This window comes from Paenibacillus shunpengii (genome assembly GCF_042684905.1).
Classification (GTDB): Bacteria; Bacillota; Bacilli; order Paenibacillales; family Paenibacillaceae; genus Paenibacillus; species Paenibacillus shunpengii.
Window position 1 is genome coordinate 533,239 of the sequence record NZ_JBHUMJ010000002.1, and the last position, 12,337, is coordinate 545,575.

At 46.1% G+C, this 12,337-nt stretch carries 14 protein-coding genes; 8 read left to right on the forward strand and 6 right to left on the reverse strand.

Annotated elements, in window-relative coordinates:
* The first annotated feature begins 26 nt into the window (after positions 1–26).
* From phnD to ACFSVM_RS02315, 4 genes are read left to right on the forward strand one after another with little or no spacing between them, the layout of a single operon-like run.
* Positions 27–1,073, forward strand: a complete 1,047-nt coding sequence (phnD, locus tag ACFSVM_RS02300; RefSeq protein ID WP_379260176.1) for a phosphate/phosphite/phosphonate ABC transporter substrate-binding protein — start codon at positions 27–29, stop codon at positions 1,071–1,073.
* A 50-nt stretch (positions 1,074–1,123) separates the two neighbouring features.
* Positions 1,124–1,915, forward strand: a complete 792-nt coding sequence (phnC, locus tag ACFSVM_RS02305) for a phosphonate ABC transporter ATP-binding protein (RefSeq protein ID WP_076312098.1) — start codon at positions 1,124–1,126, stop codon at positions 1,913–1,915.
* Positions 1,905–2,690 carry a PhnE/PtxC family ABC transporter permease gene (locus ACFSVM_RS02310; RefSeq protein ID WP_076312097.1) on the forward strand — a complete coding sequence of 262 codons (786 nt, stop codon included), beginning with the start codon at positions 1,905–1,907 and terminating at the stop codon, positions 2,688–2,690. Before phnC ends, ACFSVM_RS02310 begins: the two co-directional genes overlap by 11 nt.
* Positions 2,691–2,692: 2 nt before the next feature.
* Positions 2,693–3,547, forward strand: coding sequence for a PhnE/PtxC family ABC transporter permease (locus ACFSVM_RS02315; RefSeq protein ID WP_379260179.1), 855 nt, complete (start codon positions 2,693–2,695; stop codon positions 3,545–3,547).
* A gap of 115 nt (positions 3,548–3,662) precedes the next feature.
* On the opposite strand, the gene ACFSVM_RS02320 is transcribed toward ACFSVM_RS02315, so the two are convergent.
* The 5 genes from ACFSVM_RS02320 to ACFSVM_RS02340 all read right to left on the reverse strand — a co-directional run bounded on the left by ACFSVM_RS02320 (position 3,663) and on the right by ACFSVM_RS02340 (position 6,781).
* A complete protein-coding gene (locus ACFSVM_RS02320) occupies positions 3,663–4,454 on the reverse strand; it encodes an SDR family oxidoreductase (protein WP_090726212.1) in 792 nt (263 codons plus the stop codon).
* Between the two features lie 168 nt (positions 4,455–4,622).
* Positions 4,623–4,898 carry a YqkE family protein gene (locus tag ACFSVM_RS02325; RefSeq protein ID WP_076312094.1) on the reverse strand — a complete coding sequence of 92 codons (276 nt, stop codon included), beginning with the start codon at positions 4,896–4,898 and terminating at the stop codon, positions 4,623–4,625.
* Positions 4,899–5,287: 389 nt separating this feature from the next.
* Entirely contained in the window at positions 5,288–5,944 is a 657-nt protein-coding gene (locus ACFSVM_RS02330; protein WP_076312093.1) for a peptidylprolyl isomerase, read from the reverse strand.
* A gap of 184 nt (positions 5,945–6,128) precedes the next feature.
* A complete protein-coding gene (locus ACFSVM_RS02335) occupies positions 6,129–6,539 on the reverse strand; it encodes a hypothetical protein (RefSeq protein WP_076312092.1) in 411 nt (136 codons plus the stop codon).
* 80 nt (positions 6,540–6,619) lie between these two features.
* On the reverse strand, positions 6,620–6,781 hold the full coding sequence (locus tag ACFSVM_RS02340; protein WP_177178795.1) for a hypothetical protein: 162 nt from the start codon (positions 6,779–6,781) through the stop codon (positions 6,620–6,622).
* 166 nt (positions 6,782–6,947) lie between these two features.
* Here ACFSVM_RS02340 and ACFSVM_RS02345 point away from each other — a divergent pair, with 166 nt between their 5' ends.
* From ACFSVM_RS02345 to ACFSVM_RS02355, 3 genes are all read left to right on the forward strand, one after another.
* Positions 6,948–7,298, forward strand: coding sequence for a hypothetical protein (locus ACFSVM_RS02345; protein WP_379260182.1), 351 nt, complete (start codon positions 6,948–6,950; stop codon positions 7,296–7,298).
* Positions 7,299–7,323: 25 nt separating this feature from the next.
* Positions 7,324–9,213 carry an ATP-binding protein gene (locus ACFSVM_RS02350; protein WP_379260183.1) on the forward strand — a complete coding sequence of 630 codons (1,890 nt, stop codon included), beginning with the start codon at positions 7,324–7,326 and terminating at the stop codon, positions 9,211–9,213.
* A gap of 104 nt (positions 9,214–9,317) precedes the next feature.
* Positions 9,318–10,010, forward strand: coding sequence for a hypothetical protein (locus tag ACFSVM_RS02355; RefSeq protein WP_090726208.1), 693 nt, complete (start codon positions 9,318–9,320; stop codon positions 10,008–10,010).
* A 113-nt stretch (positions 10,011–10,123) separates the two neighbouring features.
* Here ACFSVM_RS02355 and ACFSVM_RS02360 read toward each other — a convergent pair whose 3' ends face one another.
* Positions 10,124–11,323, reverse strand: coding sequence for an acyltransferase (locus ACFSVM_RS02360; protein ID WP_379260185.1), 1,200 nt, complete (start codon positions 11,321–11,323; stop codon positions 10,124–10,126).
* 224 nt (positions 11,324–11,547) lie between these two features.
* Between ACFSVM_RS02360 and ACFSVM_RS02365 the strand changes: the two genes are divergently transcribed.
* Positions 11,548–12,225, forward strand: coding sequence for a nitroreductase (locus ACFSVM_RS02365; RefSeq protein ID WP_379260187.1), 678 nt, complete (start codon positions 11,548–11,550; stop codon positions 12,223–12,225).
* Positions 12,226–12,337 lie beyond the last annotated feature (112 nt).

Sequence of the window (12,337 nt, forward strand, 5' to 3'; positions counted from 1 at the left end):
CGTATTTTATTTCGGGAGGGTATAGGATGAAGAAATCGTTAGCTGTTGTATTAATTCTGACACTTGTCGTGGTCTTGGCAGGCTGCGGGAACGGGGGAGAGGGTACTTCTGCAGATTCCAAGGACACGCTGACTTTTGTATGGTATCCCAATGAATCCGGAGCGGATCTCAAGGATGCAAGGGAAGAGTTCGGTAGAATTATAGAGGAAGCAACCGGCAAGAAAGTCGAACATCAAACGACTACAGACTATATCATCGCCATTGAGGCGATTACGAATGGAAATGCGGATCTTGCTTTTATGGGTCCTCAAGGCTATATCGAGGCTCACACCAAGAATGAAAAGGTGCTGCCTTTAGTCGTTCCAAGTGGAGAGTCGGGTACGCTGGAGGATGCGGTGTACTACAGCTGGCTAAGTGTCAAAAAAGGAGAGGAAGAAGCTTATAAGAGCGGCGATCAATTCGCCATTGATGAAATTGCCGGCAAGAAGTTTTCCTTTGTATCCAACTCTTCAACCTCCGGCTTCAAAGTTCCGTCCTCTGGCATTATTACGTATTTCAGCGGACAGGAACAATATAAAGATTTGACAGAAGAAGATTTGCTGATGGGCGGAGATGATCAATTCTTCAAAGAGGTGCTGTTTGGCGGCTCCCATCAGGGCTCAGCCGTGAACCTGCTTACAGGCAAAGCAGATGTAGCTGCTTTCTGTGATACCTGTGTGTCCAATTATGTGGAGCTTACAGAAGGTGAAGCGAATAAGCCGGGCGCGGTATATACCGTAAAAGACGATGCAGCCGAGCCGTTCAATACACTTCCAGGTGAGCAATTTTCACTAATTTCGGTTACGCCAGTCCTGAATTCTCCTTTTGTAGTGAACACCGATACCGTAAGTGAAGACGATATTGCCAAGCTTGAGGAGCTGTTTACTTCAGAGAAAGTGACAAACAATGATAAGATCTTCCTGCCTGTGGATTCCGAAGCTTCCGGTTTGTTCAAGAAGAAGTCAGGGGATGAGAAATTCCTGCCTGTGGAAGATGAGTGGTTTAATCCAATTCGAGAATTATCGGGTCTGTAATGAATGAATAATCAAGGAATGTAAGTTGAGAGTTAGGAGGCTGCATGGCTATGACGAAGTTACTTCAGCTGAATGAGGTGCACAAGCAATATGGCCAAGATACGAAAGCACTGACCAACGTGAATTTTACAGTGAACAGCGGAGAATTCGTATCTATTATCGGTCCTTCTGGAGCAGGGAAATCGACGCTTCTTCGGTGTATTAATCGAATGATCGATTCAAGCAGCGGAGATATTGTATTTGATGGACAGAATGTAAACCGTCTCAAGAAGAGTGAGCTAAAGCAGCTTAGAACCCGAATCGGCATGATTTTTCAGCATTATAATCTTGTGGAGCGTTTAAGCGTCATTGAGAATGTGCTGCATGGAAGGCTAGGCTATAAGTCAACGTTTGCCGGTATACTTGGCCTTTATTCTGAGCAAGAGAAGAGACAGGCCTATGCCATATTACAGATGCTTGGACTGGAGAAGCAAATCTACAAGCGCTGTGATCAGCTGAGCGGCGGGCAGAAGCAGAGAGTAGGCATTGCACGTGCACTCATCCAGGATCCGAAGCTGCTGCTATGTGATGAGCCGATTGCTTCACTTGATCCGAATGCATCCCAGACCATTATGGAGCACCTTCGCAGTATTTGTTCCTCCATGGGAATTACGGTACTTGTCAATCTTCATCAGGTCGATGTTGCCTTGAAATATTCGGACCGGATCATCGGGGTCAACAAGGGTGAGATCGTATATGACGGCTTGCCTGCTGGAGTCGGACCAGAAGAGCTTCAACTTATATATGGCTCGAGGCTTACGGAGTATATGTCGGCTGACGGAGGAAGTCAGTATGCAGGTTAATTTCTTTGCTCGAAAAAGAAGAAACTCCCTGATCTATTGTGCTTTGATTCTCGTTCTTACCATCTGCGCGATCATCATTACTGAATATGACGTAGTCAAGGGCTTCACCTCAGTGCCTAAGGCAGCGGAGTGGGCAGTATCCAATTTCTATCCAAACGCTGAAGCGATGGACAAGCTGCCTGACATCATTGCCTCACTGCTTGAGACACTGCTTGTGTCGATAGCGGCAACGACAATTGCTGCTGGCTTTGCCCTGTTCTTCGCGATCATGGGATCACAGACAACGGGCGGTGACGGTGTGCTCAGCTTCATCGGCCGCTCTGTTGCCACTTTGTTTCGGAATATTGATGTTGCCGCCTGGTCGATGATTCTGCTTCTATCCTTTGGCCAGAGTGTGCTTACCGGATATTTTGCCTTGTTCTTCGGCTCCTTCGGGTTCTTGACAAGGGCTTTTATCGAATCGATAGATGAAGTCAGCAACAGTTCTGTTGAAGCGCTGCGTGCAACGGGGGCCAGCTTTTTATGCATCATTTTCAAATCGGTGATCCCCTCCAGCATACCGCAAATGATCAGCTGGATTCTGTTTACCGTCGAGACGAATATTCGGAACGCAACACTTATCGGTATTCTGACAGGAACAGGAATCGGCTTCTTGTTCAGTCTGTATTACAAAAGTCTTAATTACAGCTCTGCCTCACTCGTCGTCCTGGTTATCGTTGTAACGATCCTGTTGATTGAGACGATATCGAACTATGTGAGGAGGGTTATTCTGTAATCATGGAGCATTCTTCTTATGAGTTAAGAAAAGGCACGGATTCAATGCCTGAGCAGCGAATCAAGGCGAAGCCCTTCAACAAGTCGTCCTTTGTCATCACAGCAACCCTTGTTGTGCTGCTCATTCTTACCATTTACGGATTTTTGACGTTTGATTATAAAGATCTCCAGTTCTGGGATGCGGTTCTCTCGACAGGGGAGACCATTAGAACGATGTTTCTAGAACCGCAGATGAATCATTTTACATTCGGGGAAGCATTGAAGCAAGTCAGCATAACGCTGGGACTCGCCTTCCTGACAACGATCTTTGGCGGAGTCATTGCCTTGTTTCTGGCACTGCTTGCAGCAAGAAATCTAAGCACAAAGACGGTATCTGTTGTGGTGAAGGCGATCGTATCCTTCATTCGGGCGGTTCCGACCGTGCTGTGGGTATTAATATTTGCGGTCGCTGCAGGGCTTGGAGGCGTCGCTGCTGTAATCGGGATGACATTCCACTCCGTCAGCTACTTGGTCAAGGCGTTCTCGGAGTCGTTCGAGGAGCTGGATAAAGGGGTCATCGAAGCCTTGAAGGCAAGTGGAGCCGGCTGGTGGAAGATCGTATTCCAGGCTGTTATTCCTTCCTCCATGTCGTACTTGATCTCTTGGACCTTCATGCGTTTCGAGATTAATTTTGCCGTTGCTGTTGCCATGGGTGCAGCCGCTGGGGCTGGTGGTATTGGCTTCGACATGTTTATGGTGAGCAGCTTCTACTATGATGTAAGAGAGGTCGGGTTTATTACTTATCTGATCCTGGCCTTTGTCATTGTGCTTGAACTCGTAGCAACACAGATCAAGAAAAGATTGAAGGTTCGTAGTTGAGAGGTTTAACATGTTTAAAATGCTATTAGCTTGCAAGTCTTACAGCAATTAAAAACCTCCAGACTTGCTGCTATATAGCAGTAAGTCTGGAGGTTCTTTCATACGTCTTGCCTTATTATCCGCGAAGCAGGGATTCTGCTCCATCAATATAGACTTCGGTGCCGGATATGTGGGAGGCTTCATCTGAAGCCAGGAACAAGACCAGGGAAGCGACTTGGTCAGGCTTGCCCGACTTGCCGGCCAGCGGCTGATCTCCCTCAGGGAATTCCACCGGAATTTGAACCTGATCAAGATCCTCAGAGCGCTCGGTCTTGGAATCAATATTTGTGTCGATCGCCCCTGGATGAACGGAGTTGACCCGGATTTTATATCTGGCGAGCTCCAGAGCCGCCATTTTCATAAATGCTGCTTGACCGGCCTTTGTCGATGCATAAGCAGAGAAGCCGATATTCGAGAATACGCGGTTACCATTGATGGAGCTGTTAATAATGATGCTTCCGCCATTCTCCTTCATGTGAGGTATCGCGTATTTTACCGTGGCGAACGTACCTCTCATATTAATACACATCGTTTGATCCCAATCTTCGATTTCCATCGTTTCAATGGGCGCCATTTTTCCGTTTACACCGGCGTTGGCGAAGACAACATCAATCCGACCTGCCCGTTCTGCAACGGTGTTAATCGCATTCTCCACCATCTCGGGCTTAGCAATGTCGCATTCAATGACTTCCGCCGTTCCGCCGTTTTGCTCAATCCTACTTTTGGTTTCTTCTGCTCTTTCGACGGTTCGATCAAGCATGAATACGTGAGCACCTTCCTCCGCTAAACGAAGGGCAGCGGCTTGCCCTATGCCGGAACCTCCCCCGGTCACAATGGCAATCTTATTCTCAAAACGAAGATTCGGCATAACGATTCCTCCCTAATCCATAGTCTATAATTCGTGAAGCTTTCTAACGTAGAAATACCCCTGTCGGAGGTAGGTTGAATCATAGGGAAGAGGGGGAGTGCAACATTTTGCAAAATCCCCAAGTACAGGACCTGTCTTCACAGGTCAATACTTGGGGACTTCGTCATTTTATTTATATTTGTGCCAATCGAGGTTGCTGTTGTCAAGAAGATATTCAAAGTTGTTATCTAATTTTTTTTGCTCTGCCTTCTTCTTCTCTTCTGCCAGACGGCGAGCTTCTTCCTGTCGCTGCAGATCGGCTGCCTTAATTTCCTTGGCCTGCGCCTTGAGCTTGCCGAGCACTTCATCGCTCAGCATGTCCTTCAGCGTCGCTGCTCCGGATTCTTCACGGCTCGAAGTACGGTTCGTCGACTGTCGGGACGGCGTGTTTCTTTTTTTGACCATGATGATCCCTCCGTTTCATCGTAGCAAAATTATAACAGGTACACAGGGTGAATTGGAAGTATAAGTAGCAGGAATGTTGAATAGGAATAAATTAATGATAGCGCTTTCTAAAAATTGGTGTAATATAAAGTAGAGGAAGAAATAAGCGAACTAGAGTATATAGCTCATTTTGAACACCGATACTACGACTAATTAAACAGTGAAGGGGTCGTTGCTATTGGAACTAAACACGCAGCTATTAAAAGGGTTAATGTGGGGCATTCTGCTCAGTGTTCCGCTCTGGATTTCGATTATGGGATGGATTAGCTTAATATGGCGATGATTTGGCATAAATGGCGTACGTAATAAAGACCGGACAATCGAAGGAGTCCGGTCTTTTGCTGTTTTTTCTATTCAATTTTCTCTGGTTCCGGATAGTCGACACCCAGTGTGTCTACAGTGACTTTAGTCATTACTGGCGGGTCAACTGGCCGGTCATTCTGGTCTCTCTCGAGATTCGCTATTTCATCGACAACGTCCAGACCTTCGGTCACTTTACCGAATGCGGCATAAAGATTATCCAGATGCTCTGAATCCGCTTGTACAATAAAAAACTGGGAGCCTGCGGAATCCAGGTCATTGGACCGCGCCATGGATACGACACCGCGAACATGCAGCAGATGATTCTTCACTCCGTTGCTTGTAAACTCGCCCTTGATGCTGTAACCAGGACCGCCAGTCCCTGTTCCTTCAGGATCGCCGCCCTGTATCATAAAGTTCGGGATAACCCGGTGAAAGATCGTTCCATCGTAAAAGCCGCTGTTAGCGAGGGAAATGAAATTGTTCACGGTATTCGGAGCAATTTCGGGGTAGAGTTCCATTACGATCTGCTTGCCATTAGACAGCTCAATGGTAGCAACCGGATGAGACTTCGCAGGGTCAGGAACACCAATCCCTCCAAATTCAAGCTCGTCATTCTCTGCATTATCCTTTCCACAGCCTGCCAGAATAACGACAAGTGCAGTCAGGAGAAAGAGGAATTTGAAGCCTTTGGATCTGAACAACATGCTGTTTCCTCCTTGATATAGTTTAAATATGTTCTCATCATACCTTTTTTCTCTCCATTTAGAAACGTTCATCGGAATAGACACGAAAATGTCATAGCTGTAGAAGAGAGGAGCGTGATTGAACAAAAAACAAGCCGCTGCAATGAAGACACCGCAGCAGCTTGCACAATATCCTATTTTAGATTCATTTCTCTGGACTTCCGCCGGCGCCATTAATCAGATCTGTACCATGCATGGCATCCGGGTCTGGAGCTGCCGGATCGACTGGGCTGTTTGCAGCGATCTCATCTGCATCGGGTACGGCTGCTAGATCAGGCTCGCTGGATCGGATCAGCACATCCTGCCGATCCATAAAATCCTCGTCCGGTGCAAATTCAATGGAGGAGGTACTGCGCACATCCTGCATCGGTTCCTTTTGAGCCGTTTCGGCATCAAGTGGTGTTGTGTCTTCATCCAGACTTACGGTCTGTTCTGTATACGTATTTACATAATCCAAATCATCTTCAGGCAGGGTATTCAGCGGATCCGGCTCCTGCATGGATTTATAACGTTCATAGGCAAAATCGGCTTCGTTCGTATGTGGTTTATTCTCCATTTGATATCTCTCCTTAAAGTCTTATTTCTTCAAGTTCATGGGAATGCATAGCAGTTCATAGTTACGGATAGCGTGTCCATCTAGAACATAGGGAATACAAATTTAACGAGAAAGTATAGGAATCCGAAAAATAGGATGATGTAAGCTGCGTATTTGATAAATGTAGATGCGACTAAACTGGAATCAGATTTCTTCTGAACATCCTTGTGCTCGACTTCCACATTTCGATGTGTGTTATTCATTTTTTTATCCTCCTTCATGAATTTGAGAGGTCTAACCAAATGTACTTGACTATTTCTTAAACCGAGCTTTCGCTCCCGAATCAATTGGATAGAATGAATATAGTTTCTAAAAATCCATGTTAGCTATAAAATATAGAGAGTCATTAGGATTGGAGGAAGACAGGTGATGGAATGGTGTACATTCTCGAATATGATCGGATCGATTAAGATCGGTCAAAAAGCATCTACACCTGGTTACTCACGGACGGTCATTCGTAAACCTGACGGCCTCTATTGGTCTTCCGGCTTATGGAACGGCAGGATTGTTGAGATCAAGGACTACCTATTCTCAGATATATGGACCATCTACGAGGATGAGGAGAGTCTGGTCTGGTTTGAATATCGGGAGGAAGCAGAGCAGAAGGAACTAGAAATGATCAAGAATCAGTATGAGGCAGAGCGCGAGAGACTTCGGGATGAGCGCGATAATAGTATTGTAGATATCAATAAAGTGTGGAAAAATAAGGATGTGTATTAATTTTATCGAGTCTTGAGGTGTTCTAATGAAGATCGGGCCCAGAGTATCGGCGGCTATCATCTTGTGTTTACTAGGGGTACTCTTCATCCTGCCGCAAGCTGTCTTGCATGCACAGGATAAGGATATACAGAAATTGTCGCGGGACATGCTCTGGTTTAATGATAGTGTGAACGTCAGCTATGAGGAGCTGATGGAGGGAAATTATAAGTGGACAGCGATTGATGACAGCTATTCTGCTGAGGACATGGATCCATCTATCGCTCGTGCCGCATGGACTAGAATCAAGCTGCCAGCCGATCTGGATGAGAGGTCGGGTCTTTTGTTTGAATATATTTATGGACAGCAGATTGATATCTATATAGATGGAGAGCGTATATTAGGAGAATTCAACAATTATCCGTTTGATCGCAATCATATTCTGTTGTCTCTGGATCAAGAGGATTCAGGCAAGACCGTGTACATCTGGACACACAGCAGTGATAGAACTGTCGGATTGAGCCAGAACGCATGGACAGGTTCTTATAAAGACTTAAGCGGCATGTATCTTAGAGATGGTTTATCGTCTGTCCTAATGGGAGGTATCCTGCTGCTGCTTGCCGTCCTCATAGCGGTAACCTGTTTATTTATGACCCGGGTGAATACAAGACAGTGGTCCTCAATGATGGGGGTCATTATCTGCTTCGGGCTCGCTATCTTGTTGTATTCACCGACTTTGTATACGCTGTACCCTGATTACAGCTGGATTCTGGTTACAGGCTTCGAAACGGCTTTAATTCTGCTGCTGCCGCTCTTAGCCTATTGTTTTGAACAGATGATCGGACCTGGACCAGGCGGATTAATCAATAAGCTGTGGAAATCTATGCTGGTATACATCGCATTGTGCATGCTGGTTAGAGTGGTCAATGCATTAACGGGAGATTTCATTTATCCGTTTTATGAATTCTTGACCCGGCCTGTGTTTGGGGTTGTGTTTATTGTAGAGCTTATCTTGCTGACCTATTTTGCCATCCTGGAGGCACGCAAGGGGAACCGTAAAGCCTATTTGCTATCATTCGGTTCTGGAATATTTACAGTCGCAGCCGTTGTCGAATGGATTCTATATTACACCTTGAATTGGTATGATTTCTGGATGATGAAGTGGGGGATGGCTGCATTTACGGTGTCTCTCGTGATCATCAAGACAAATCCCTTATGGGGCAAGCATGAACAAGTAGAGCTGTATACGAAGGAGCTTGAAGTATTCAATAATGAGCTGCAGCGCTCGGAAAAGATCAAGATTATAAGTGAATTAGCGGCTTCTGTTGCACATGAGGTCCGGAATCCCCTTCAGGTAACCCGCGGATTTCTCCAGCTGATGAGCAAGCAGGAGAATTTGAGGAATCGAAGATATGTCAGTATTGCGATTGAGGAGCTCGATCGGGCATCCGAGATTATTAATGATTTTCTGACCTTTGCCAAGCCGGAATTTGATCAGATCAGGCTCATTAATCTAGCGGAAGAATTCAATCACATCGAAGGTGTGCTGATCCCGATGGCAAATCTGGAGGGCTGTGTCATCACGATGGATGTGCCCGAGAACCTGTGGGTTCGAGGAAACACCTCCAAGTTTAAACAAGCATTTATTAATATTCTCAAGAACAGCATAGAGGCCATTCAGGGCAGCGGCGAGGTTAGAGTCAAGGCTTATTCGAGAGGGAAGGAAATTTTTATTCATGTACAGGATACCGGAATAGGCATGGATGAGCAGGAGCTCATGAGACTCGGTGAACCTTATTTCTCCAATAAAACGAAGGGTACCGGGCTTGGCATGATGGTGACATTCCGAATCATTGAAGCAATGGATGGAAGTATAGAATATAGCAGCGAGAAAGGGATTGGAACGGAGGCTGTTATTCGTTTTCCTTCCGGTACTTGAGCTTGCAGCTCGTGTAGTTCATGTGTAATGGATAAAAAAGGGTGTGTTCGTCCAAACTAACGAAGTGCAGACAATTTATTGCAGCTAGAAAGGTGGACAGACACATGAACAAATATATTTCGCGCATCGCTTCTGCCGCTCTTCTGATCTCGATCATGACGGGGTTCGCAGGACAGGCCGGAGCTCAGGAAACGAAGACCCCGGATCCGGTATTTACGGAGTTTGAGGTAGATGCAAATTGCGGGCAAGGACATCACCTCTATTTCATGGATGAGACAGCCAAGATTCTGAATATGGATCTGAAGGAACTGGCATCCCAAATGGAACAAGGCAAGACCATTGCAAGCATTGCCCAGTCGAAGGGAATAACAGATAAGCAGCTCGAGAAGAAGCTTATTCCTGCCATCGATAAGCGGGTGGATGCCGCGGTCAAAGAAGGCTGTCTCACAAAAGAACAAGGCACCTCTATGAAATCGAATATTCATGCCCGGCTTGCCAAAGTGATCAACACGCCCCTCAGTGAGCTTCGCGGGCGGCATGCACATCATGGCAAAGGACATCGCTTAAATCGCGAGGAAATTGCCAAGTTTCTCGGTCTCACCCCAGATCAGCTCAATCAAGAGCTTCGACAAGGGAAGTCGCTGGCTGAAATTGCCAAATCAAAAGGCGTATCCGAGAAGCAGCTGGTGGATAAATTGAAGGAAGAGTTAACACCTGATCTGGAGAAGTTTATCCATCGAAAGATCAAGATCGAAAGGGCACCGGGAAAAGAAGCCCTTAAGCATGATCATAGCTAAAATCTAAATAAAAAATCCCCTCCAAGCAGGACCGTCATACATCGACAGACGAAGCTTGAAGGGGATATTTAATTACAGGGGAGAATAAACTGAAAATGGTGCAATCTCTTACGTCAGAGCACAGCACCTTCTGCCGGGACCGTCTTGTCCTTATCTCTCGCAGTCTTGTTCTTGGGTTTGCGCGCAAGACCTACCAGATATCTTGATCCAGGCAGCTTGGACAAGCCAAAGCTGATGAGCAGCGATATGATGACGGTAAGCAGGAATGTGATGATCGTTACCGGCAAATGATATCCAGACAGTTCCATCGGTCTAGTGAAGAATGCGATGCCGTAGATGACCATAGCATGGACGAGATAACCGCCGTATGAATATCTTCCTACCCATGTAAACAGCTTACGGAAACGGCTCTGCGGCGAGACGACGAGCATGAATCCATACAGCAGGAACATCTGTGTCAGAATCAAAGCAAAGGTCTGAGGCTTCAAATAGGTAGATATGTTCAGGTTCATCACATCAGAAGAGCCGCGAAGCACATCATATGCGAGCAGAGTGAATAATGCGATGGACAAGAACGCTGTCCAGGGCATGATTTTGAGTACCCATTTGCGAAACTTTTCGAGCATGAAGGCAACCAGAGCACCAAGTATAAAATAAAAGAAATACATAACAAAAGAATAAGATCTGTAACCAAGCAGTGTTTGCGTTATCCCGCCTGCTTCTGCTGCCCAAGCACCCATCTCATAATACGACAGATATAACAGATAAGCATAGGCGACGCCAGTGAGTACGATAATAGTGACAACCGTACGGTTCTGTCGTTTCGGATCCAGAGGCGCCAGTTTGCTCTTCAGAAACAGAGCAGCTTTCCGGAACAGCGGAAACAGCAGATAGAACTGGAACACCATAATGACGAACCACAGCTGATAACCGGCTTGAGGAACAAACCATTCACTAACAAGGCTTGTCCAGGTGTCAACACTCAGCCAGTTCGTGCCAGCCGTCAGTCTTACACTCAGCCAGTATAGTACCGTCCATAACAGGAACGGAACATAGATATCTCCGAATCTTTTGCGAATAAAGCTCGGATAGTGCAGCTTCTTCTCATAGTTATAGAACAGCAGTACGGCAGACAGGAACACGAAGGTCGGCGTTCCGAACCTTGTCAAATGATACACAATCATAAGCATGGTGGAATCAGGCGCGAGAATATCTGCCCGGTATATATATTCTGCGAGGCTGTGCTGCATCACAATCGCGAGGAATGCGAGTCCCCGCAGAGGTGTCAGCTCCTCGATTCTAGGCTTTTTCAATATTAGATAACCTCCTATCGTTGTTTCTGATGCCAAGAAGGCAGGCACTGGAGTCATTATTGTAACGAATCAACATTAAGAATAGATGAAATGACAAACAACATGAGCAAGTATACTACAACTCGGGACTGTGTGTGCTTGTAATTATTGTCTGTATATATTATCGTTCATGAAGAATCGTCAATTCCAGATATATAGAGTAGAGGAATGGAGGAGAAGCAATAATGAACCACCGTGAAGAAAGTAAGAACCTGTTTCAGACCCGAAAGTCTCACCGCAAATTTGACAAGAGCAAGCCGATCCCGCAGGCGACACTTGATAATATATTAACGGATGCACTGCGTGCACCATCCTGGGCGAATACCCAGCCTTGGGAAGTATTTGTCGCTACAGGCGACACCTTGGAAGCGGTCAGAGAAGCCTATTTGGCTGCATTTGATCGTTCAGAGCCATACCATACGGATGTTCCAGTTCCGAAGGAATGGCCTGAATATATGCAGGAACGGAGTGTCCGTAACAGCATACATATGTTTGAGTGCATGGGGATCAATCGTGAGGATGAGAAGGCAAGAGAGCTGAATCGACGCAACAACATTTCGTTCTTCGATGGAACAGCCTTGGTTATTATCTGTCAGGAACGATCGCTGACGGATTGGTCCACCATGGATCTAGGCACCTTCGCCGGATATCTTGTGCTGGCCGCTGAGTATCATCATGTGCAGAGTGTTCCCGCCTTCAATTCGATTGCTTATCCTCAAATACTTAGAGAGAAGCTGTCGATCCCGGATCATCTGATTATCCGCTCTGGTGTTGTTCTTGGCTATGCTGTTGAAGACAGTCCTTATAATGAGCATACATCGGATAGAGAAGCGCTGCACCAAATGGTTCATTTCCTAAACTAGGCTCTTCCATAATGTAGTGTGGTGACAGACCTTCAGCGATGGGGGTCTGTTGTCATGAAGCTCACAGTCTTGACAGCTCGATTTATAATGGTTAATGAAAGCGGTTTAAAAT